Annotated in this window: 15 protein-coding genes; 4 read left to right on the top strand and 11 right to left on the bottom strand. The window is 38.7% G+C overall.

Features of this window, described 5'->3' with window-relative positions:
• Nucleotides 1–90: 90 nt before the first annotated feature.
• Both WG989_RS15830 and WG989_RS15825 read right to left on the bottom strand, forming a co-directional pair.
• Entirely contained in the window at nt 91–2,484 is a 2,394-nt protein-coding gene (locus tag WG989_RS15830) for a glycosyl hydrolase 115 family protein (protein ID WP_340430871.1), read from the bottom strand.
• A 262-nt stretch (nt 2,485–2,746) separates the two neighbouring features.
• A complete protein-coding gene (locus WG989_RS15825) occupies nt 2,747–4,408 on the bottom strand; it encodes a thiol-activated cytolysin family protein (protein WP_340430869.1) in 1,662 nt (553 codons plus the stop codon).
• 315 nt (nt 4,409–4,723) lie between these two features.
• Here WG989_RS15825 and pafA point away from each other — a divergent pair, with 315 nt between their 5' ends.
• The 4 genes from pafA (at nt 4,724) to WG989_RS15805 (ending at nt 9,569) form a co-directional block, all read left to right on the top strand.
• Nucleotides 4,724–6,343, top strand: a complete 1,620-nt coding sequence (gene pafA / locus WG989_RS15820; RefSeq protein WP_340430866.1) for an alkaline phosphatase PafA — start codon at nt 4,724–4,726, stop codon at nt 6,341–6,343.
• Between the two features lie 85 nt (nt 6,344–6,428).
• The gene (locus WG989_RS15815; RefSeq protein ID WP_340430864.1) at nt 6,429–7,460 is read left to right on the top strand and encodes a hypothetical protein; all 1,032 of its coding nucleotides are present in this window, start codon (nt 6,429–6,431) and stop codon (nt 7,458–7,460) included.
• A 27-nt stretch (nt 7,461–7,487) separates the two neighbouring features.
• Nucleotides 7,488–8,705, top strand: coding sequence for a Pycsar system effector family protein (locus tag WG989_RS15810; RefSeq protein WP_340430863.1), 1,218 nt, complete (start codon nt 7,488–7,490; stop codon nt 8,703–8,705).
• Nucleotides 8,706–8,735: 30 nt separating this feature from the next.
• The gene (locus WG989_RS15805; protein ID WP_340430862.1) at nt 8,736–9,569 is read left to right on the top strand and encodes an SdiA-regulated domain-containing protein; all 834 of its coding nucleotides are present in this window, start codon (nt 8,736–8,738) and stop codon (nt 9,567–9,569) included.
• Between the two features lie 131 nt (nt 9,570–9,700).
• On the opposite strand, the gene WG989_RS15800 is transcribed toward WG989_RS15805, so the two are convergent.
• The 9 genes from WG989_RS15800 to WG989_RS15760 form a co-directional block, all read right to left on the bottom strand.
• The gene (locus tag WG989_RS15800) at nt 9,701–12,199 is read right to left on the bottom strand and encodes a DUF8696 domain-containing protein (protein WP_340430861.1); all 2,499 of its coding nucleotides are present in this window, start codon (nt 12,197–12,199) and stop codon (nt 9,701–9,703) included.
• 17 nt (nt 12,200–12,216) lie between these two features.
• Nucleotides 12,217–12,837: a T9SS type A sorting domain-containing protein gene (locus WG989_RS15795; RefSeq protein ID WP_340430859.1), complete on the bottom strand. Its 621-nt coding sequence runs from the start codon at nt 12,835–12,837 to the stop codon at nt 12,217–12,219.
• Between the two features lie 383 nt (nt 12,838–13,220).
• Nucleotides 13,221–14,510, bottom strand: a complete 1,290-nt coding sequence (locus tag WG989_RS15790) for a hypothetical protein (RefSeq protein WP_340430858.1) — start codon at nt 14,508–14,510, stop codon at nt 13,221–13,223.
• 349 nt (nt 14,511–14,859) lie between these two features.
• On the bottom strand, nt 14,860–16,377 hold the full coding sequence (locus WG989_RS15785; RefSeq protein WP_340430856.1) for a glycosyl hydrolase family 28 protein: 1,518 nt from the start codon (nt 16,375–16,377) through the stop codon (nt 14,860–14,862).
• Between the two features lie 303 nt (nt 16,378–16,680).
• The gene (locus tag WG989_RS15780) at nt 16,681–17,520 is read right to left on the bottom strand and encodes an HNH endonuclease (RefSeq protein ID WP_340430854.1); all 840 of its coding nucleotides are present in this window, start codon (nt 17,518–17,520) and stop codon (nt 16,681–16,683) included.
• Nucleotides 17,507–19,039 (bottom strand): AAA family ATPase, encoded by a 1,533-nt coding sequence (locus WG989_RS15775; protein WP_340430852.1) that lies wholly within the window; start codon nt 19,037–19,039, stop codon nt 17,507–17,509. The genes WG989_RS15780 and WG989_RS15775 overlap by 14 nt, the downstream gene beginning before the upstream one ends.
• Before the next feature lie 111 nt (nt 19,040–19,150).
• Complete coding sequence (locus WG989_RS15770) at nt 19,151–21,328, bottom strand: AAA family ATPase (protein ID WP_340430851.1); 2,178 nt, start codon at nt 21,326–21,328, stop codon at nt 19,151–19,153.
• Between the two features lie 631 nt (nt 21,329–21,959).
• Nucleotides 21,960–22,751, bottom strand: a complete 792-nt coding sequence (locus WG989_RS15765; protein ID WP_340430850.1) for an HNH endonuclease — start codon at nt 22,749–22,751, stop codon at nt 21,960–21,962.
• A gap of 186 nt (nt 22,752–22,937) precedes the next feature.
• Nucleotides 22,938–25,673, bottom strand: a complete 2,736-nt coding sequence (locus WG989_RS15760; RefSeq protein WP_340430849.1) for a family 78 glycoside hydrolase catalytic domain — start codon at nt 25,671–25,673, stop codon at nt 22,938–22,940.
• Nucleotides 25,674–25,683: the final 10 nt, after the last annotated feature.

Genomic DNA, 25,683 nt, shown 5'->3' with positions numbered 1-25,683 from the left:
TATTATTCTACCGATCAGATGTCCCCACGGGACAAAGCACGCATCATTCATCTGATTACTCATTACAGATCATTCATCATTCATCACTCATCATTCATAAATCTTCACCTGGTCAACAATCACCCCTTCATCAACTGCTGTAATTTTTATGATATGATTGCCGGCTTTACCAACTGCATGGCGTGTTGTGCGAATGGCCTGGTTCGTTAACACATTCTGTTTCCACTCTTCATTCCTTCCTTGTGTTGCAAAATCAATTGTTTGTACAGGACCGTTATCAATCTGTATGCTGTAACGGATCTTTGTTCCTTCAACAGGATGATTGGGCGCTAATGTCAATACTACTTTCACCGAATCGCTGTTGGTTGTAAACGCAAAAGAAACTGCGCTTCCTTTTGCAATACTTACAGCTCCACGTTGGTAACCCAATCCATGCGCCAATGGTTTTGTACCGGTAAATGTTTTATACTCTGTTCCGTTGAATACAAACAATGGCTTCACCGTTTGCAGCAATGGCTTATCGTTTGTTTTTTGTATCGCTTTATCAAACACCGCCAGTTTTCTTGGCTTCATATCCATCATGTAATTCCACTTTCCATTCGACAGACTGTTATACTTATTTGTTAATGCAACAATGGTATCATAAGCCGCATCACTTAAGCTCCATGCTGCTTTGCCAAGCCGAGCCAGTTGCGCAACCAATAATTTTTGATTGATGGCTGCTGCTCCTCTTACCGGGTATTCGATCAGTTGAAACCAGCTATCCTGTTTTGTTAATGAGATACGTTTTGCCAACTGGATCACTTTCGTATCAATCGCTGCATAATCTTTTAACCGTTGCCTGATCTCTTCTTCACTCCACGACAAGTCAGTTACTGTTTTATATTTCGGATCGCTTTCTTCTGTTCTTGTAGCGCCCATAAATTCAGGCTTACGGATATACGCCAGGCGATAGTATTCATTCTTTACCGCAGCAATCTCTTTTGCTGTTGCTGTTCCAAACTCTCTTGCAAGAAAGTTCTGCAAATGCTGCTCTAATCCTTTTTGATTGTTGGCAATGGAATCAATACTCCATGCCATATCTAAAAACAATTCGGTTAAATACTCTCCGGGTTTTATATCACCCACATTCACGATCCACATTTCTTTTGCTCCTTTTTCATAGGCCATCCGCATTTGTGTATAGATCTGTGCCGGGTGATTACTTGCCAGCCACAAATAATCATGCGGCCTTCCCCAATAGGAAATATGATAGTACACACCGTTGCCGCCATTTTGCGTTCGTTCTTTTTCATTGGGAAAATGTTTGATGTAGCCATAGTTGTCATCGCACCAAACCAATGTTACATCCTTTGGCACTTCAAAACCGGCATCATAAATATCCTGTACTTCTTTATACGGAATAAATGCCTGTGGTACTTTTGTAATATCCGGATTAATATGCTTTGCCAGCATTGCACGTTGTTCTTTCACAGCTTTCGCCATCACCTCTTTTTGTTCCTGCAGTGTATTGGCACCAAGCATTTTACTATCGTGAACTCCACGAATGCCTAATGTATAAAATGCATTGAAGCCTTTGCTTTGTATCACTCTCTCTTCCCAATAGCGATATATGGTATCATGATTGCTGATGAAATTAAATTCACCCATTGTTTTCTCCTTCCACTCATCCACATTATTCCGCAACATGGGTTCTGCATGTGAGCTGCCAATCACAATGGCATAATCTTTTGCCATTTGTGCATTGCCGGGATAATAAAAAAATGCTTTGGTGGAAGGATGCATTGCCGGCCAGATAAGATTGGCTCTTAAGCGAAGTAATAATTCAAAAATTTTTGCATAGGTCTTTGGGCCGATATCTTTTGTTTCAGGTTCGAATGTTTTAGCAGCCCATGGCTGCAAACCCCAATCTTCATCATTTAAAAAAATACCACGGTATTTTACAGTTGGCTCTTGTGAACTGTATGAACCCGATACAAACAGTTGCTTTCTTTTTTGCGGCGTTGCATCGGCCCACCAAACCCAAGGCGATACACCCATCAACTTCGACAAATGAAATATACCATAAGCGGTTCCTCTTGGGTCGCTGCCTGCAATCACTAATTTGTTTGGAGCAATTACTTTGATGAGGAAACTTTCCCATTTATGCTGAACAGCACTTACATCAATCTTCTTTTCTTTTACCAACGCATCAACCTGTTTCGATTGACCGATGGTACCCACCACAATCTGCATTGCATTGACCGCACTGTTCAGCTGCATTGTTTTTCCCGAGATCAGCTTGATATCGTTCATGAATGCATTTGCAGCAATAGTTACCACTTTTGCATCGTGTTCATCGACAGAGATGCTTGCAACAGTTGAAGGAGTAAATAAGGAAAAGGAAGAAGGCTTTTCAGAAACCGACAGTGTATTGGTTTGCGCCCTGCAAATAGTCACAAGAAAAAACAGACAGCAGAACAAGGGCTTGAACATCATCAGCATACAGCAATCGTTTAAACAGCATGTAAATTTAACGTACTGTGCTGCTAAGCTATCCTGCGGTGTCCTGCAATGAAATTGCCGGTTTTTACAGGTGCAGATCTTCTGAATGGGATCGATTCGACTTATGTTGGAAAACGATGTTTTGATCAGATTAGTAAAGCATGAACAAAAGTGAGAGATCAGCGCCAGCGAAAAACAAAAAAACATTCAGCAAAAGAAAAACCCGTAAGCAATTTACGCTTACGGGTTCATCTCCGGAGAATCAAAACAGATTTTGCGACAGCGGTTTTAAATTGCCATCAAACTCCAGGCGTAACCGTTTCCCTTTCTGTAATACGAATGCGCTGGAACAGATTTGAATGGGCCTTCCCCTGACCACTACATTATTTTCATCTTTCGTATTGATCGTTATCATCACGTTATCTATTTCCCAATCATCGCAGGTAAATACACAGTTAGGCCGGTCGAGAACAATTTCCAAAAAGTTTCTCCCGAGCTGCAAATCAGACACAAGAAATCTTCCGGTTGGACTAAGTCCAACTGTATTGTCAATACTTGGCCCCATTTGACCATTATTATTGGGAGAAGAAGCTACCACAACATTACCATTGTTGGCATATAATGTAAACGATGCGTTAGAACCCGATTCTTTGTAATTCCCTTTCGTAAACACATTTACAGAAACATCTGAAATATACAGCTGCGATTTTTTAGGCACACAGTTTTTCACAAGGTATTCATCGGTAGAGCTCTTGATACCTACCAACTCTCCTCCCATAGTTGAAAGTGTATAGGTAATTGGTTTTGCTGTTTGGTAGTTGGTGTTTCTGATACAACCATCTACAAAACTAAATACCTGATCAACCGTTGTTGGATTGCCTAGATTTTGCGGCCGGGCTCCAACCACATACGAATTGACAACACATTTAACGCTCTTATTGTCCATCAGAAATTTTAAATCAACATTAAAGCCTGCAGAATTCGGATCGCCGTATTTAAATTTCGAAGCAAGCTCTGTACTTAAAGTACTTTCATCAATATCAATGTTTACTAAAACCCTTGTACCATATGTTACACTGTTAACGAGTACAAGATTTGGTGTATGTTCCAGGTTGGCGTCATTCAAAAAGCCGGTTTGCGGAAAATTAGTGTACAGTGTGTACAAAGGAATTTTAAAATCGCAGGTTAAATAAATATGATTCGATTGTTTGTTTAAAGTAAATCCTGCAGAAGCAGCAAACCCGCTGTAGGCACCGCCACCGGAAATACTTAACAACAAACCTGCCTGGTTTTGCGAATAAATGTATTGTCCTATTTGCGATGCGGCAACATTAGTAACGGAATTATTACGTACCAGGCCGGCAATAGCATTGGTAATATTTACCGAGGTGGGATTCGGAACAGTTACCGATACATCGCCGGTGCTGTTTGCAAGATTATTAGTGAAAATCTGTATCGGGTTTCTTTTGCCAACACCAACTTCCCGCAGGAAATTGCCGTTCATATAATCTGCATAGGTATAAATCGCACCCGGATAAATACCATCGCCATTTGCTGTAACACTTAGAAAACTTTTACTGTCTGCAGTTACATATTCCCGGCTGGTAGTACATTCAAAACCATTTTCGGTAGTTTTTTGAACGGAATTTGGTACAGGGCGAATCGACATATTGTCCGAATTCACATTATTTACTACAGCAGTTGAAGTAACGTTTACTCCACCAACATTTCTTGTCACGGGGCCTGGGTTAAAAAGGCCTTTGTATTCCTCCCGTCGGGCAGGCGGTGCCAGGTTGGTTAATTTATTATTTAAGATATTGCTCTTGCTGAGGGTTTGCGTTCTCGTGCCCTGAACCGGTGTTCGCTGCGCTTTGCAGATGGATGCTGTACAACACAGCAGTAAAATAAAAAGCGTTTGTTTCATTGTTTGAGTAGATTAACTGTGGTGATTAAATATTTATGTAAACATAAAATCAGCAACAGTAACCGGCTATCCCCGGAAACAATGATTTTTTGGTTTCGGCCGGTTTGCCAACCTGTACCGATCCGTTACTTATTTTGGAATAACAGGTGTTGGTTCGATTAGTTACGACTGGACACAGATCAGAGACCTGCCTTTCCTTTGATGTAAGATGAAATGAGATTAATTTTTCAAAGGAAAAGCAGAGAGTTATTCTTTCACTTTTAAAAATCAGTAATCCCGAAATTCAACTTAACTTAGAAATCATAATTGCACGGTATGAAAAAATATTTATTCAGCTTATTTCTTTTGAGTTCAGTATTCAACATACATGCACAAGTGCAAAGACCTAAGTTAGTAGTAGGAATTGTTGTTGATCAGATGCGTTGGGATTACCTGCAGCGTTACAATGACCGTTATGCCCCTAACGGTGGTTTTAAACGCTTAATGAGTAAAGGATTTAACTGTAACAGTACAATGATACCTTTTACTCCCACCTATACAGCCTGTGGTCATGCCTCAATTTATACCGGATCCGTTCCGTCTATCCATGGTATTACCGGAAATAACTGGTTCGACAACAAAAAACAACAATATGTTTATTGTACTGATGATCCTGCTGTTTCAGTGGTTGGCAGTACCAATGCAGCAGCAGGAAATATGAGCCCGGTCAATATGTTTACAACTACAATTTGCGATGAACTGAAGTTGGCAACAAACCAACGAAGCAAGGTTGTAGGTATTGCTTTAAAAGACCGGGGAGGAATTTTACCGGCAGGCCACAGTGCCAATGCTGCTTATTGGTACGATAGTAAAACAGGCGATTGGATTACATCATCATACTATATGAAAGCATTGCCCGGCTGGGTGAACACATTCAATGAAAAGAAACTGGTTGATGAATATTACAAACTGGGTTGGAGTACTATTTTTCCCATCAACAGTTACACACAAAGTACATCGGATGAGAACGATTATGAAGTTAAAGTATTAGGTAAAGGATTTCCTTATACGTTATCATCTGTTATAGGAAAAAACTACAGCATTGTTTTAAGTACTCCTTTTGGAAATACACTAACTACTCAATTCGCAAAATCGGCAATTGAAAATGAACAGCTGGGGGCCGATTCCATTACAGATCTATTGGCGATCAGTTATTCTTCTACAGATTATATAGGACATGCATTTGGGCCTAATTCAATTGAAAATGAGGATACCTATTTACGACTTGATAAAGAATTAGCGGAGTTGCTCGACTACCTCGATTCAAAAGTGGGTAAAGATGACTACCTGGTTTTTTTAACATCAGACCATGGTGCTGCTCATAACCCAAAATTCATGAACGATCTTAAGATACCCGCCGGCAATGTTCTTATTACAAACATGGTTGATAGCATGAATTTAGTATTAAAACAAAAATTTGCAGTTGATGCTCTTGTTAAAGATATCATCAATTTCCAGGTGGTACTGAACCTTCCTGTAATTGCACGTAAACCGAAATTAAAAACCAATGAAATTACAGAATGGATTATTCAATATCTTCTGCAACAGGAAGCAGTCGCAAATGTTTTTGCCTTTGATCAGCTCAAAAACTCTACCATACATGATACATTAAAAAGCAGGATTGCCAATGGTTATTATCAGCAGCGTTGCGGACAAATACAGATCGTATTAAAACCGCAATGGCTTGAAGGATTTGAAAATGGCGGCACTACACACGGACTTTGGAATCCATATGATTCACATATTCCATTGATATGGTATGGCTGGAAAATTCAGCCCGGTTCAATTTACAGGGAAACCTATATGACTGATATAGCTGCTACACTTGCAGCTTTATTAAAGATACAGGCACCCAGTGGTAATATCGGCCAGGTTATTACGGAACTAATCAGGTAATACAGCAGTTATTTTCAATTGAAATTATCTATATTGTATTTTCCTTCTTTCTCTGAAGAACCACTTTAACCAAAACAAACAGATTATGGAGAGTAATAAGTGGTCTATTGCTATCGTGTTTTTATTGTTGGCTAAGTTTGCCAGTGCCCAGCCAAAACCCATAAATGATAAAGAATTCTTCAAAGATGACAAAATCATAGAAGTAAAATTATCAACAGATATTAAAGGACTGTTAGCAGAAAAAAAAGACTTGAATTATATTGGTGCTACGATGTCCCTTAAATTTCAGGATGGTACTGTTGCAAGTGGCCCGGTTCAGGTAAAACCCAGGGGCAATTTCAGAAAAGATCGATGCAGGATAGCTTCTTTGATGATAGATTTTAAGAACCCGGCGTCTCCTGCGTTTTCAAAACTTGGAACGTTGAAATTGGTAGGTGGGTGTAATACTACTGACAACAATGAACAAGACCTGTTGCAGGAGTACCTTGTTTATAAGATGTACAATATGTTAACCGACCTGAGTTTCAGGGTTCGATTGCTACATGTTAATTATTCCGATGTAAAAGGCAAAATAAAAGCCTATGATCAATATGCTTTTCTGATTGAAGATGTTGACGACCTGGCAAAAAGAAATCAGTGCCGGGAAAAAGAAAATATCGTATATCCTCCTTTGGGTATGCGTCGTGATGAAACCACTTTATTTTATTTATTCCAGTATATGATCGGTAATACTGATTGGTCAATCCCCTATTACCACAATGTAAAACTCCTTGTTGACAAAAGTGATACCCTTTCAATGCCTTATCCAATTGCTTATGACTTTGATATTACCGGTTTAGTAAACCCGTATTATGGTGCGCCTCCTCCTCAGCTGGGAATTGAGCGTCTTACCCAACGATTATACAGGGGCCATGAGCGATCAATAGAGGAAATAGAAGTAGCAGTTAAATCCTTTCTTGAAAAAGAAGAGTCTTTTTATGCCTTGATCAATAATTTTGATCTGTTGACACCCAAGAGTAAAAAGGAAATGATTAATTTCTTAGAAGAATTTTATGCAGAAATAAAAAACAAGAATGAACGCAAAAGGATATTTGTTGATAATGCATTAAAAAATTAACACGGATTATTTTAAGAACAACCAAATATGAAACTTACAACTGAACTACTGCGGGAAACAGCATTGTATATACAGGATTATTACAATTCAAATTTTACCGACCAATATTGTTTTCATCAGTATAACCGCACAATCAATATTGTTCGTCATTGTGATGCACTTGCTTCAAGAATGGACTTGGGGAAGCAGGAATCCAAACTGGTGCATTTAGCAGCATGGTTCCTGGAAACGGGGTATTGTATCGATTATCAGAACTACCAGGTTAAGTCTGCAGAACTGGCAGCAGAATATTATAAAGCAAAAGGAGTTGAAGACGAAAAAATTGAAACGATCGTAGAATGCATTTTATCTACCAGGATGCCCATGCAGGCAGTCTCAGTACCATCACAAATTGTTTGCGATGCAAGTATGTATCATTTGGCTGAAAAAGACGCACATCAAATTCTTAATCTCTTGAGAATAGAATATGCCACACTTTCATTAAGAGAATTTACAGATGAAGAATGGATCAATGAAAATATAGGCAATCTTTCAAACCATTTTTATTTTACATCGGCTGCAAGGAAATTATACCAGAAGGGAAAAAGCAAATCGCTGGCGGGTTATAAAAAGAACCTTGAACTGTTGCACGAAATTGTACAGGAGCCCCATCATCAAACTATTCAAGTACCGGCCACTGAACATGAAAAGATTGTAGCTGAAGGTGCAGTAAAACTCGAACGGGGGGTTGAAACATTTTTCAGGATCACCGAGCAGCGGCACATGGAATTAGCTTCAAGGGCACATGAAAAAGCCAGCCTGCTCATCAGTATTAATGCCATCGTTATCTCCATTGTTCTGTCAGTCTTAATTACAAAGCTTGACGAAAGCCAGTATCTCCTGCTGCCAACTTTATTACTGATAATAACCGCTTCTGCAACAATCATATTTTCAATCTTGTCAACAAGGCCCAAACTGATAAAGGACAGTTCCAAACACAACCCCATTGCGGGGCATGAAATGAATATTATATTTTTTGGGGATTTCGCCAATTTATCGCTGGATGAATACAAAAAGTCCATGCAGGCAACTTATAAGAACCGGGCAACCCTCTACGACAGTTTGTCGAAGGATATTTATTACCAGGGTATTATACTTGTATGGAAATACAAGTATATCAATATTGCATACAATGTATTTATGTATGGTTTTATTATTACCATCCTTTCTTTTATTGTAGCCTACGCTCTTCATACACCTGCTTAAATAATGCCACTAAATATAAAATTAATGAGGATGATTGTTTCCCTTTTCATGATCTATTCTTTTCTTATTTTCAGTTGTAAGGAACCCGAAAAAAAAGAGACGGGCAAAAAAACGGAAAATCAAACAACGTCAGGGACGCAGGATTATAATTTCAAGTCGCCTGATGCAACCTGGGAACTCCCTTCTGCTTTGAAAGAAATTTCAGGCATGAATTTGTTGAATGATTCTGTTATGCTTTGCCAGGAAGATGAAAACGGGAAATTGTATTTGTATAATCTGTCATCAAAGGAAATTGACAAAACCATTCCATTTAGTAATCCGCAGGATTACGAAGACCTCGCTGTGGTGGGCGCTGATGTGTATTTGATACAGTCAAACGGAAACATTGTGCAGGTAACCGGTTATCTGCAAACACCTGTTTTAAAAAAGTACAAGACAGCCCTCAGCCGTAAAAATGATACCGAAGGAATCTGTTATGATCGTGTTTCAAACGCATTGCTCATTGCCTGCAAAGAAGATCAGTCCATTTCTGAAACCTCCAAACAGCCCAAAGCGATCTATACATTTAAACTGGACGGGCATGTACTGACTGAAAAACCTTTGCTTGTATTTGAAGAAAAGGATTTCAAGCCATCTGCTATTGCTGTGCATCCCGTTACCGGAAATATATTTGTATTATCGGCATCAAAAAGAAAATTACTTGAAGTAAACAGGCAGGGCGATGTGCTGCAGCGGTATGAACTGAAGGGCGACTTGTTTCAACAACCTGAAGGATTAACTTTTTCAGCAACTGCTGATCTCTATATTTCAAATGAAGGAGGAGCTGGCAACGGCAATATTTTATTGTTTAAGTACAAGCAATAGAAAGATATTGTAGCAAAAATCAGCCAATAGTAAGTTCTTAAAAAAGTAGCCAGACCCCGGGCTGACAGAAATTTCATGATTTCAAAAAGTGAGTAAATCATCCCTTCGTGATAGAAGTAAGTAATGAACGCTTAGTATTGAGGAACCGCACCCTCTATAATACTTCCTTCAGTTCCATCTGCAGCTATGTATTTTGCAAAAAATTTCAACTTTGTAGTATTCGATCCCCAACAAAAGCCAATTTTCGGAAAGGTTACAATGTTTCCATCTGTGTTTCCAGCTGAAATTGTCCCGCTGTTGAAGCCTGTCGTGCCGTCAAATGTGCCATTGCCGTCATTATCCCAATCTATTTTCCACATTATACTGCCGGATGTTGGCGATTTGTTATCCTTAAAACTAAATTTCATATCGTAGCTGCAGCTCTTATAATACGAGCAAATAGTACCAACATCGGAAAGATTTGCAAACGAAAAGCCGGAAAGAACAAACACTTCTGGTTTTGCTGAAAAAGAAATAACGTTCTCACTTATCGGCCAATCACAGTTTTTACTTTTTATTGTTGCTTCTACTATTTGTTCGCCATCTTCCGGTCCAAGCGTCCAGGAAAAACTCGATTCGTTCAATAATGAGGAAGCTGGAGCTATTGTTCCTGTTCCTTTAACATTACGCCATTCAACATTAAAATTTTCTGATGCTATTGGACTCGTTTGTCCATTACGAACATCATTAAATTTCAAAATGAGATTTTTATCGATTTTTTGATTTGGCGAGCCTTGTACATCAGTGTTCAAAGCAGTTATTGCAACAGTTGGATGAAATACATTAGTCGACGACTCTTTGGTTTTTGATATGGGGTTAGCTAAAGGTGTAATTAGTACTGAAGTTTTTCCGATTTCGCAGGGCATTTTCCATTGTAATGAAAAAACGCCATCAATATCAGTGTATTCATCCAGTTTAACAACTTCCCCTGGTAAAAAGGACGACGTTCCTTCTTGAATTTGGAAATTGACAGCCGCTAACGGTAATGGCAAAAAGAGTTCATAGGGATAATATTGCGGGTCGTACAATGTTCTCACTTTTAATTCAACCGTTTCGCCACTTGGATATTCATCTTTCACAACACCAAGGTTTTCAACCACAGCACAATAGTAAACTCTTTCTTTCGTATCAATTGTTAAACAGATATCAGCTTTTTTGGGAGAGCTTACCCACTCCGGATAAAAAGTCATTGCCGAAGCTTTTTCTTCGATATTGACAAATAGGTCTACAATCTTAAATATCATACCGAAAACAGATTCCACTAACGAACCAAAACATTCGCCAATTGTAGAAAATGCTTCGCTCAGGTATGGAATAATGATATCTTTTACGACGTCAGTATTAGGATTTTGTGTCAATTTTATTTTTGTAGTTTCTGTCAGGTAATCCACAGCACTCGTTACACATTTAGCATTTATTTTTTTGATACTTCCAACTTCCGGAGAAACATTATCAAGGAGTGCCAAATAAAGTTGAAGTAAATTTTCTCTTCGGGCTTTTTGATCTTCAGGTGTAAGATCTAATGCAAGACCGGTTCGTAAAATAATTTTATATTGTTGATTGGGTGATGCTCCAATGCTTCTGAGATTAAGAATTCGTTCAGACTTCATGTCTTCAGTAGTGAGATGATCAGAGCTTGAAAGATATGGCCGGATTCCCTGAATAAAATTCGATGAGCGTAAAAGTGAACCGGCAACCACAAAATTAGTTAGTAAAGGAAAATTATTATTCCCCACCGGGTAAACACTTCCAACATAACTGAATTCCTTGTTATTGCGAATGATAACATTCCCTCCGTTTACTTCTACATCCAGGTCGTTTGAACTTAATCGGTACCTATCATTGTTATAGCTCTTCTTAATTAATTTCACAACAAGGTTCCCTATTTGCGTATAAGCTGAATCAAAAAGTTTTTTTCCGGCAACATGAACGGCCTGAACCTCCTGTTTTAATGCGGTAAATTCAGGCTCATTTTTGTATTGAATTAGAAGTTGTTTTTTTCTTTCTGTATTTACTTGTTTTAAAAACGGGTACATAAGCAACAGTCCTGCTGTTGTAGTTTCAGTGTTTAATTCGTATTGGTTTTGCGATTCTAAAAAGACACCAAGCAAACAAACATCTTTGTTTTGATTGGTCACAATTAGTAAGTTTTCTGAAGAGGAATCAACTTTTAGTAACTCAAAATTACCATTGGCTCCCAATTTGCAGCTGTCAATCAGTGAATATGCCTTTAAATCTGATAAAGAATAGGCTGACCCTGTTGGTAGCGTCACAATGCCTTTTATCAATTCAGCACTTAGTACAATATCGCCCTGTATGTAGGCAGCTTTTATATTACTGTAAATATCTGTACAATTCGGCTCTGAAATAACAGCACGATAGTATGTTGTAACGGCAGGATAAGTTGTTAAATTAGATACCGTGGCACCAACGATATTGGTCCAGTTTATGTGATCTGGAGATTGTTGCCATTGTATTGTGCCTCTGTAATTATCAATTCTTAGTTGAAAATCTTTTGATTGTGCATGCACAGCGGCTCCACTCACTAACGCCAAACAAAAAAATATCCAATGTATAAATTGCTTTCTCATCTGTAGTGGTTTTGTTATTACTGTACAATTATTTTATACGAAGTATTGATCTTGCTGCTGCTAAACTTCAGGAGGTAAAGTCCTTTTGAAAATGTACCAAGCTCAATCGTTTGATAAAGGGCTGCCATTCCACTCACTTGTTTTGCATACAGCTTTCGGCCATGCACGTCAAACAATTCCAGTAATAATAATTTATCAGGAAGCGCCCGGCTGGTTCTGATATAGATACGGTCGCTTGCCGGATTGGGAAACAGGCGCAGGCCATAAACTGCAGAGAGTTCATCAATGGAAGTGGCAAAGGAAACTTTTAAATTAACCGCAGAAGATTTTGCACAAGCCAAGCCATCATTAACGGTTAATGTATAAGTAATATCCTCGTTAACAGTTGCTGTAGGACGTGCAATATCGGTTTTATCAAGTCCTTTTGCCGGCGACCATGCATAAGTATAAGTGCCCGATCCACCTGTTGCAGGCAATGCGCCACCCAGTACAATTGTACTGCCCTTATTAAGAGTGCTGTCTTTACCAGCATCTGCCTGTAGCAAAGGAAGTTGGGTTACAGTAAACTGAATGACTGATTGTGCATTGGAAGAGTAAATAGCACACACAAATAAAAAAGCAAAATACAGGTGCTTCATAATGCAGAGTTTTGGAAAAGAGGAAGGTACCGCCAATAAAAGGGACTCCAATACCCCAAAAGGAGTATTTTCTCTCGTCATTTTTTGTAAATTAATTTCAATCCACAACTCTGCCGTCGTTCCCGTCTTCTCTACTTAATGTCTGCACGGGGGGCTGGCTTCAGCCAACCCCTGGATTCCAGTACTATAGGGCATCTTCAATATGCATCAACTTATCGTAGCAGTAAATATCCTTTATAAAAAAAAGCACTTGAATGTGTATTGCCTTTAATGGTGCAGGTCTCCCAACATATATCGATCCGTTCCTTATTTTGAAATATTGTTGTGGTTAGATAAGTAACGCATGGGCAGACCCCGGGTCGACGAAAAACTGTCAGCATAAATTAATCTTCATTTGCAGAACCGATCCTGTTAAAGCGGGGGTTCACCACATTATTAAGCTTGGAGCCAAAACGGTAGTTGATACCAATGCTGCTGTAATAGTTGTAACCCGAAGCAAGTTGTCGTCTTCTTGCCAATACTTCTTCAGGTGTGGTATTTCCTTTTACAAGAAAGATCTGGTCACGGGTAAGGCCGCCAAAAGCCATAATGTAGAATGATAAACCACCTGTGATGCGAACGTTGGTATAAACATCAATTCCAAGATTAAAAAATTTCCAGTTGTTAAAATAATTATGATAGGTTATGCCTGCATAAGAGCTACCCCATTTCTGATTGAGAGAAAGTGAGGCGGTTGCCCGATGGCCATACAGGGATTCTTTTGTTTTATCATAAATAGTCGTGTCGTAATAATAATTCCTTCTTGCACTAAGGCTATAGCTAAGGGTAAATGACTTATTGTTTACTTCTTTATAAGGAAAGATATTGTATTCGACTCCTGCCCTCAGTAAGGCACGTCCCTTATTATTAGAAAAAGTATTCTGGTTGTATTTTATTTCAGTAGCCCAACTCCAGTGTGTATTGATGCTTTTAACAAGGTATTGGTTGATCGACCAATTATGATTATTGACCACAAACTTTTCGATCGTGCCGTTTTCTTCATACGCAAAAGTGGATTTGTTCTCACCCCAGTTCACAGCAATGCCTGTTTTTAGTTTGTCTGTAATTCTGTTTGCAGAAAAATTGCCGCTATAATTGGCGTTTTTATAGTTAGCATCTGCATTCATGTTTCCATCGGCACCAATGCGTAGTACCCAGGCATTCCATGGGTCTTTTGTATGGGTGGAATCAGTAGTTCCTGCCGCAGTTGTGTCTGTTGTCTTTAAACTTATTTCAATATTTTTCATAGCTGCTGTTTTTGCAATAAAAGGAATAAGCCCTGTTTTAAGGTATTTCAACAGCAGCTCTCTTTCTTCAAATTCGGTGGCATTCGGATCTGTACTGAAACGCAGAGTATCAGTTTGGTTTTTGAAAGATTGCTGACCAAAGAAAATAAGTTGGTATTGGTCTCCACCGCTTCCTGTGCTTTGGCTGGTAATAAGAACATGCACATCGGCTGCAGCGTTGTCAAGCAAAAAATCTACAATATTTATGGCCGACCTTATGTATTGCATATCGCACCAGGTGTTACTGCAATCAATAAACACTTTCAGTTTTGAAGGGATACTCTGTTGCGCAAAAGAAACAGTCGATGCAATCAGTAGTACGAAAGGAAGCACACTCATTTTCTTCATCAAAATTGTATTTATGCAACAATAGTGATATCGAATAATGTAACCTGCTTACAGTTGTAAAATGAATGTAACGAAGTGTAATTTTTTTGCGACACATGAATAGATGATTCCGTCCGCCCGGGGGTCTGGCGATAGCCGACCCCGGGATTTATGCACTACAGCACATCTTCAATACGCATTAACTTATCGTAAACACAAACAGCTTCTTCATAAAACAACGCACTTGAATGTGTATAACTTCAATAATCTTTTGCCAACATCCACTTACCATTTGTAGGATTATGATGTATATAATTTCTGACTCCCGGGGGGGCGGCTGAGGCCAGACCCCGGGCCGACGAATACCACATCAATAGATTATTTGCGTACTGTTCTTCGTTTCGTACACAGGTTTACCGCCGTTCACTGTTTTCACCTGTTCAAACCTCACCTGCTCTGCATCATTGATCACTACTTTCCCATTGTCAGGAAGCATAATGTTTATAAACAACACATTCTTCAACTTATGCGCCGGATGGCTGAACCCGTTGATATTGATCACCGGTTCTTTTACATTGGCTTGTGAGAGATCGATATTCTTGAACACAAAATTTTCAAACGTTGGTAATACAGGAGCCGCTTCACCATCGTTGTTATAGTTCACCGCAGAAAAGATCGTGATCTTTAATAACTGGCAATTCTCCACCGTTACATTCTTTACATAACCGCCACGGTCTTTCGTGCCTTTGATCTGCATACCATGCAGCAAAGCACCTGCTTTACAATCCTGCACCAGCACCCCACTAACACCACCACTCATTTCACTGCCGATAGAAATACCATGACCACGTTTAAAATCACAATCGGTGATGCGGACATTCGTTGTTGGTTTGGCTACATAATAACCTTCCGGATTCTTTCCCGATTTGATGGCAATACAATCATCACCTGTATCGAATATGCAGTTGAAAATATACGAATCAGTTGATGAGTCAGGATCAATCCCATCGCCATTATGAATGCCATGTGTTTTAATGGTAAGACCATGACAACTGATATTATCGCTGTACACATAATGCAATGTCCAGCAAGGCGGCTCTGTTAATGTAAGGTTATCGATGCTTACATCCCGGCAGTTCATTAATAAAACCAAACGTCCCCTGCTGCGGATGCCTCTTGCAGCTTTGCAGGCAAGTTCCAGTTTTTTTCCACCGCCTTTAATGGTGCCACCACCTGTTATGCGCAGGTGCTGCACATTATACGAACCATCACGGTTGATTGTACCGGCATTGATGAGACTTGCATAGGTTTCCATCTCCCATCCTTCGAAACGGTTTTTGATCAGGGGCAGATAATCGGTTGTATCAATAGAACCTTGCAAGGTGGCGTCTTCTGCAATATGCAAGGTCATATTACTTTTTAAAAACAATGCACCGGAAACAAATGTTCCTTTCGGAATATACACAGTGCCACCTGCTGTGCAGGCATCAATGGCTTTTTGAATTTGTTTTGTGTTGATGAAGGATGAATCGCTCTTTGCACCAAAGTCGAGGATATTATAAACCCTGCCTTTGGCTGCTGTTTTAAATTTCAATTGAAACAAGGCTGTTTGCTTTGCCTGTTTCAACCGCAGCGAAACCGTATAACTCGCTCCGGGTTTCAACCCGGAGATTGTATAATTTGTTTTGGTAGTAGTGCCATGCAGTTTACCATTGAGCAACAACTCATACACAACCGCTTCTTTTGCGTATTGCTTATCCCACAACAACACCACCGACGTTTCGGATAAAGTGCCGGGGGCAATAAGTAAGTTGTATTGATTGGAAGGAGTAGCAGAAACCGTTAACAGCAGACAGGATAAAATAACAACACAGAAAATTCTTTTCATACAGCGTGCTTTTAGCAATCGGATAAAAATAATGCTGTTGGGAGAAAGGAACATCCTGTACTGTTACGGGAGAATTATTTTGTTAAACCGGAATGTTCTCAGGCGATGTCTGGCGACGTCGACTCGCCGTGATACGAAGTGCAGAAATAAAATTAGTTTTCGTTCTTGATAACTGCAATTGCCGCTAAGCCAACACACATAGCTATCTGACCCATCGCCTGGGAAGTATGGGAGAATCGGCAGCGAAGGAAGAATGTATTCGACGCCTAGCTATATTGGGAATGGAATGTTTTGTGATGTATTTCATATAAAATGTCCGTCACAAAAATTAATGTTGTTAAGAATTGCAAAGTAAAAGGCTGTCTGCCATGAATTTTTATTTATCGCATATCGGCTATCATAGCAATCTTTCAAATGCTCTTTTAAAAGTATAGCACCGCCTGAATTATATAATTTTTCTAGTTGATATTTTATGTTTTCGAATTCTTCTAAGGCATGAGTGGTGTACAATGGGTTCAATTTGAAGGATTTAAAGTGGCCAATAACCCTACTTTTTAACAAACCACTCCATCCTGCAGGCGGATCAACATAATAATTAAATATTATCGGTTTTATTTGAATCACATTACACTTTAACCATTCAACATTTTCGATATTATCATAATAAGGATGTAGTGTTTCTTCATCATTGGTCGTCGGAAAATTGATTAATTTACCTTTATTGCAATCAGAACATGCGGGAATTAAGTTAAGTGGACAGACGCTTAACATTGGATATTCGGATTTTGGCAAGTAATGATCTAGTGTGGTAGCGATTCTTTGATTACACAAGGGACAACGTCCACTTGGGGCAGAAACCAAAATTTGATCATAGTAATTCCGACCTTTGTTGGTTTTGTTTACCATTCTGTCTGAATAGATTTTTTTAAGTTCAGTTGCATTAACAGTTGCATTTACAAAAGTGTTTCTCGCTATTAAATAGGTCTCATTCTTCAATTTCTTTTCATCGAAGTCTTTTTCAGCTAACTCAATTGTGTTTAAAGATTTTGTTAACTCCAATTTGAAATTAGCATCATTGACATTGTCAATGCAGTCTTCAAAAACTTTTCGAGAAGTAATTGTTGGCTTTTTAATCTGACGCATTATTCTTTTTAAAAATTAGGTTACGTAAAATTGCTTTTGCTTCCAATCCGAGTTGATTATCTAAGGTATTTGTTGCTTCTTCAAAACTTAGAGAATTATTTGACAGATTACGCAAGATTCTGTGAAAGCCAGAGTCGGTGACTTCTAGCCCAAACACCTCCTGAGTTAAGATGCCAACATTTTCCCCAAACGATTCAATTTCTAATCTCTCTGCTATTGCATTGGCACCTTGTCTTCTTAATTTCCAAACGCAGCTTTTGGGAACTTCTTGGAGCACCACTGGGGAATGAGTTCCAATAATAGCTACTGCATTTCGTTTTACAAGTAAATCTGAGAGAGCTCTTATAAACGCAGAGAGAAGTGGAGGATGCAAGTATGCCTCTGGCTCATCTAAGAGCACTAAGCTTCTTTCTTCTACTGTTTCAACAAGTCTTGTTACTGTTAGTAGGATAATTTTGTGACCTGAACTTAGTTTATTAAATGTGTCTGATGCTAATTCAACAAACTCATCCTCTAAATCTAATTTAGCTATTCGAGACACTTCGGCCTCATTGAAAATTGGGTCGGCTTCAAGCATTTCTAAGGCCTTAATCCATCTTTCATTTTTTGCACCTAACCTACATTTTTCAACACTCTTAACAAACTCATTTTTAAGTATTGTAGGGCTTTTAGGCGGGAGTTTCTCATTTTCTTTTCCTGCCCTCTTTAACCCAATATAGGAATAGTTTAAACCTTTAGTCTTATCCTTTTTTTCATCAATTGGATTTGATTCATCAAATGCACTAAAAGAAACTGACACTAAGTTTGCAAATAAATTTTCAATATTTTCTTCATCAGAAATAAATCGACCATCTTTGGAAACAATGCTATTTTCTTTAAGCAAAGAATTTATCATTCCATTAAATAAATGAGTTTTCCCAACTCCATTTCGACCGATAACTACATGAATATTTGTGGGAGGATTGGAGTTTGGAGTTACTGAAAAACTTAGCTCCATTCCTGGCACAACTGCTTTGTTAAGTTTAGGGGCAATGTATTTAAAATTGTAAGGGGTTAGTTCTGCATTTCCTTGAGCTAATCTTCTGAATTGGCCTTCAACCGAGGTCACCGAAACGCTCCTAAGTAAAGATATTTTAGTTACGTTTTCTTTTAACGCTTCCTTAAAAAGATTTTCATCTTTGGCAATGTCATTTAAGGTAGTTAAAACTTTATCTCTAAAGTCCTCTCCATACTTATTCAATGTTTCATAATAGCTAACATCTTGGCCAACCGAAAAAAACTCATTATTCAAGTTTTCAAAAAACTCTGGTAGCTGTGGAGATCTTTGTCCAGTCACCATGTTTGCTTGTCCAATTTTAATCGAACCGATATGAGTTCTATTTTCTGTTAGGTCATAGTAGTAAAGGTTGTAAAGAGTTGAGTAGGTAAACCAATCATCCCAACCATTCAAATATAAGACAATGATATCTTTCTTAGTGGCGTTGGTTAAAAGCGTAGAGTTACTTAAGTAATACTTCATGAAAGTAGTGTCCTTTTAATATATCACATAACATTTGAGTATTTGCAAAGGCAGGGAATTTATTGATTGTTCAGCCCGGCTTTTGTAAATACTTTTATTGGCCGTAGCTTTTTATGTCAGCACTTTAACTTTTTTGTACAAATTGACCAAATGATGCACCGGCATGTCAATTATTGGCTCATACATAAAAGCATTCACATGTATATTTTCGGGTGTCATTAGATTAACACGGTCCAAAATTGATAATGTGGCTTTATCAGTGTTTATAGCTTTAAAATGCGTCAATAATTCGGAAGTCTGGTTAGAAGTAATAACTATTGATGCTGAATTTGGAATTTTAGTTAGCATATATTCTTCTGCTTTAAGTCGAATAGCTATTGATAAAGTTATTTTATTCTCAAGCAGTATTTCATCAAGAGGGTTTTCTTGTTCAATTGCATCAGCTGTTTCAAAAATGAATTCCTTTATTGGCTTTGCTCCAAACGTAATGGTCTGACTTGCAGTCGTAGGGAAACTATTATGTATGAGATTTAATATGTCAGCACATTTTATTGAACTTGTGTCAGCCTTTAAATGAAGGCACGAAGTGAGTTGACTGTAGTTTGTGCCTGCTTGCCCTTCAATGTACTCAATCAAATTCCTTACTAATGGAATGATACTTGCAAAAACTTTTGCTTTGGCTAAGTTTTTTTTGAAATGGCTGAAAATGTCATTTAAATACCCGCCTTGTGTAAGAACAATTTCTCTCGCATCATTTCTCAAAGTCATGAGGATACATTGCCGGTCTAAGTATAATCGCTTACCAATTGTTCTGTAAAAATCAAAGTTGTGCGTGAGAATAAGGATCTTGAATATTGAATTTTGATGCAATTCTTTGATGTATTCAATAATAGCATATTTATTCTTATAATCAAACGAATCGGCAATGTCATCTAATATTAGCAGAGTTTTTTGATTGAGTTGCTTCCTTGATTCTATGTCAAAAAGAAGTTGTAAAATATAAAAAGCCCTTTGCTCTCCTTTGCTCAATATCGAAAGCAATGAGTTCTTATCTTTTCGTACTGGAGTTTCATTTGTATCTTTATAATCAAATTCCAGATTAGCCGTTTCTTCTTTTAAAACAACATCTTCTTGATTTACTAATCTAACTTCAAAAGGTACATAAAACCTTTCATTGAATGTTTCAACAATTTCCTCCCAAATTGCAAACTCCTTTTTAGAATCCTTAATTATTTTTTCGAGTTCAGTTTTTTTGCCTTCATAAAATTTGGCAAGTTCATTTGTTTCTTTAGCAAGAGTTGAGATATAATTTAACCAGACTTTTTTTCTGAAATCTTCATATTTGTCTATTTCAACTAATAAAAGGTTGTCTTTTTCAATTGCACTTTTGAAAGACCTCAATTCTGCATTTGCACCGATTGATTTATCAACTTGGTCGAACGATTTTTTTAGTTTCTCATCATTTACAATATTCTTTATCTCAGTTTGAAGTAACTTCTTTAACTCTTCTGCTGATTTAATTTCAGCATTGTCATTAAGTGTAAATTTATGACCAGCCTCAAAATATGAATTATCCTTCGTTGACTCAAGTAGCTCGTTTGCTTGATATGTGCCAAAGGAGTTATTTGAACTTTTGAAAAACTTAGATTTCTTTAAAAGTTCATCATATTTGGTGACATAGTCAGACAGAAGTTTTTGATTCTTGTCTAAAAATTTTTTGATATTACCTTTTTTATCAAAAATATCATTGTAGCGAAAATTGTAAGTACCTGGTTGATTTATTAATTTTTTTGAAATAGCCAACAATAATTCCAAAAAAGTGTCCTTTGGCGATTGACTATATGCATCGACAAATTCAGCTTCACAGTCCGTGCTTTGTGAAACTTGCTTTAGCTTCTTTATATAATCACTTTTTTGATTTTCTAACTCTGAATATATTTCGTCATATTTCTTCTTCAAATCCTTACTTGCAATAAATGAACTTATCTTATTTGAAGAATCATAGCTACTATCTTCGGCATTAACAACTAAAATTGATTCAATAGCAATAGCATTCCCGTCAACACTTATATTATGCGTAGTCACCCTGTTTTCATAAACTCTGTCACATGGCATTGACTTTGTGTCATTTTTAGCAATTAGGTCTAATGTCTTTGCTAACGAAGTTTTCATTGTTCCATTTGGAGCATAGATGAGAAATGAATTACTGCTTAGCTGTCTAAAGTCGAATTTGTGGTCAAGCTTGCCAATTCCGAAGCAGTTCTCGAGTTGAATTTCTACAAGGTTCATAGTCTGATGGGTGTCTGTTAAAGTTATCGCCAACTACTTAGGTGGCGCAACTCATATTTTTAATTTAATCGATAATCACTTATTATCAATTGCGCTTTTTCAATTATTGTTGCTCACTATGTATTTCCCATTATTCGCTTCAAAAGTTTATACACGAATATTGCTGAATTCTATCAATAACTTTTGGGGAGTATCCCGGCACATCATCTGTACTCTTCTCCTGCGCAGCAATCAAATTAAATAGTCCGGGGTAAAGCGTGGAGTTTGGGTTAGCTCTGGCTGTTCCGGTGGTTCACGGTAGCGGTTTCACTTGCTGGCGCAGCTCTAAAATAGCTTTTTTCTTAATACGGGAAAAGTTTTCTAACTAACGGGGCCGGCTAAGGCCAGCCTTTTGCAGTTCGTGCAAAGCCCTTTTATATACCATACAACGCCTTCTGTCCAGCGTACAATGCCCTTTTGTATACCATACAAAGCCTTTCGCACCTGATGGGAAAGGCTTCTTTATATCAAGGAAAGCTCTTCTTTATGTTATAAGAAACCTTGTCATGATGAAAAATTCAAAAGATGGGTGCTAACTACCGGGGTCGGCTAAGGCTAGACCCCGGGATGACGGAGATCTTCACAGTTCGTGTTACTGATTAGTGTTTTTTTTATAGATTTTTTTTAACTCTTCTATTGTGAATGGCACTTTCCGTCGATGAGCCATTGAATGGCAGTTTGGACACAATGGTTTTAAGTCTTTAATAGGATCAATTTGGTGGATGCTGCGAATTGATGCCAAAGGATTTAGATGGTGAACATGAATAAAATCTTTTCCAACTTCTCCATAGGATTTTTCGAAATCAATTTTACAAACCTGACACAAATATCCGTAGTGTTGAATACACTTATCTCGAACATGAGGATTTCTCTCATATTTTGTGACGATATATTTATTTGGTCGTCCTTCATTCTGTTCTTGTGATTCTTTACTTGAGTTGTCTTTTGACTGTTTTTGAAGAAGTTCAAACCAAATTTCTTCCAATTGATGTGCTATTGCTGGTTTAATTTCAATACCAGATGCCTGTGTTGACCAAACTTGTTGCGGAAACCTGTCCTTAAGAATTTTGATTGGAATAAAGGGGTCGTCATTGCGAAAACTTAAATCTTCAAAATCAACATTTACACGTTCAAGTAATCTGCCAGAGCCATCCCAATGTTTAGCTAAAAAAGAATCTGATGCAACATACCCAGCGCCAACAATACCATTCTTTTTTCCTCCAAGCCTTATCAGAAATGCCCGATCACCAGTATTGACGGATTTATGGCTTATACAACTCCACATTTGGCGAGTAACGCCAGTAGTCTTTAGTTCATTAAGATTTTTTTCCAAATCTTCCCAAGGCCATTTCTTAGGATTCCATGCAAATAAGTAAGTCTTCATAAAAATGGGGCTTATTCAAAAAAAGTATGTCCACACAAATATAAATGATATTAAGTCCGTCGGGGGCTAAGGCTAGAACCCGAGCCAACGAAGACTGATTAGAATTAACTACAGTACAAGAGTGCGACGCAACAGAAGATAAATAGTAGCAATGCCGCCGGTTACATCATGCTTTTCTAATTGCCTTTACTTCGCCTTATACGCCATACGAAATTCATATTTGCCCGATCCAACTTTCACTACGAGATAGCCTTTGTCCATTCCTACCACCTGTATCTCTTTTACAAAGGAAATTCCTTGACCGTTTCCTAATACATCCGTTTCTGCAAATGCAGGAATGTAAATAGTAGCGGTTGTATTGACAGGAATTTCTGCCGTGAGTGTTAATACCTCGTCCTGCAGTTTCCAGCCACTGCTGAGTGTACCGTATTGTGTTTGGTAGGTGGCGGATGCATGGGTGAACTTTCCACCCACATGCGGTTGTATACGGATCTTCTTATAACCGATACCATCTTTGTCGATATCCAAACCAACCATTACACGATACATCCAGTCGCCGATGGCGCCGTATGCATAATGGTTGAAGGAGTTCATGGTAATGGCCTGGAAATCGCCGTTGGTGCGGATACCATCCCAACGTTCCCAAATAGTAGTAGCGCCTTTTGTTACAGGATACAACCACGATGGATAGTTTTTTTGCAACAACAAGGTGTACGCCACATCGCTGTAACCATAACGACTCAACACATGACACAAATAAGGTGTGCCCAAAAATCCGGTGGTTAAATGATTGCCGTATTGTTTGATGTTGTTCACCAAACGGTCGGCCGCCTGCTGACGTAATTCTTCCGGAAACAGATCGAACTGCAGGGCCAGCACATACGATGTTTGTGTGTTGCTCATGGTGGCACCATTGGGCGTTGTGTATTCTTTTAAGAATGCGGTTTTTATTTTTTGCAGCAACGTGGTGTATGTTGCCACATCATCGGCCTTGCCTAATTCTTTTGCTGCATTAATGAGCAATTGCGTGGAGTATGCATAAAAGCATTGTGCTATTAAGTATTTATTGGTGATGGCGGCATTGCCATCATTATCATCGGCCATGGTGTAAAACAACCAATCGCCAAAGTGACTGCCTTTGTTCCACAGATCATTTGTGCTTTGGCTTTGCATATAACCCACCCATGCTTTCATGCTGCTGTACTGGTTTTCTAAAATGCGTTTATCGCCATACACCAAATACATTTCCCATGGGATGATGGTTGATACATCGGCCCAGCCTGCACTGCCGCCTGCTGCCCATCCTTCTTCGCCCAATACATTCGGAATAACATGTGGTATGCTGCCGTTCTTAATTTGATCGGCTGACACATCTTTCATCCATTTGGTAAAGAAATTATTTACTCCACGTAAAAATGTTGCAGTGCGGAAGAAAGCCTGTGCATCACCTGTCCAGCCCATACGTTCATCACGCTGCGGACAATCGGTTGGCACATCTACAAAATTTCCTCTCAATCCCCATTCAATATTATGCTGCAGTTGATTGATGAGTGTATCGGATGAAGTGAAGCTGCCTGTTTGCTGCATATCAGAATACAAAGCAACGGCTGTAAAATTTTGCGGCTGCAATTCAGCTGCAACACCTTCCACTTTGATGTAACGGAAACCAAAAAAAGTAAAATGCGGTTCAAAAACTTCTTCGCCATTTCCTTTGAGTACGTACACAGCCTGTGCTTTTGCACTACGCAGATTCTCGGTATAAAAATTTCCGTTCTTGTCTAACACTTCTGCATGTGATACTTTAATGGTATCGCCTGCTTTGCCTTTTACTTTTAACTGCACCCAGCCCACAAGGTTTTGTCCGAAGTCGATCACTTTTTCTTTTTTGGGTGTGGTGATGACTTTCAGTGTTGCAAATGTTTCATGTTTTTTGATGGGCTCGTTATAAGTGGCAACTAAAATGTCTTTTGAAAAGTTGGCAGTTTTTACTGCAGTCCAGTTATTATCGCTATAGCCAGCCAATGTCCAGCCATTCTTTTCTTTTGTTGCATCGAATATCTCCCCCTGGTAGATACCGTTTGAACGGATGGCACCTGTTGATGATTTCCAGCTTGCATCAGAAGCAATGGTTGCAGTTGTTCCATCAGTATACATCAATTCAAGTTGAAACAACAGAGCAATATCTTTTCCGAAAATATTTCTCCGGTGATCGAACGAGAAGTTGCCACGATACCAACCATCGCCCAATGTAACAGCAATAGCGTTGGCGCCATCTTTCAACAAATTGGTTACATCGTATGCCTGGTATTGTAAGCGTTTGTTATAACTCGTCCAGCCGGGTGTGAGATAAGCATCACCTACCCGTTTGCCGTTGATCTGCGCTTCGTACAAACCATGTGCAGTGATGTAGGCTGTTGCTGATTTTATTTTCTTCCCATTGCTGAATTCTTTGCGCATGAGTGGCGCTGCAAATTCTTTGTCTTCGGTATAGCCGGGTTCGATCCATTGTGCTTTCCAGTCTGTAGGTTTTAATAAACCCATTTGCCAATTAGCAACTGCACTCCATGCCGATGCTGCTCCTTTGTTATAATAGACACGCACCTGCCAGTAATATTTTTTACCCGATTGCAATGCAGCTCCTTTGTAGGGCACATGAATCGATTGATCGGAAGTAATTTTTCCGCTCTTCCATGCATCGCCCTTTGTTAATGACGCTGCATCGGTTGCTACTCTTATTTCGTAAGCAGTCTGCATTACATTCCGTTGATTGGAAATTAACTGCCAGCTGAAGTATGGTTGCAACACATCAAGCCCGATGGGGTTGGTTAGGTTTTCAGTTTTGAGTTGATCAACTTTTACCTGTGCGAACGTTAATACAAAGACACATTGAAAACCAAGAAGAAGAAAGATTACTTTTTTCATGTTGATAAGA

Source organism: Lacibacter sp. H407 (assembly GCF_037892605.1).
Classification (GTDB): domain Bacteria; phylum Bacteroidota; class Bacteroidia; order Chitinophagales; family Chitinophagaceae; genus Lacibacter.
Note: the sequence above shows the minus strand (reverse complement) of the source record. Positions and strands in the feature narration are given on the sequence as shown.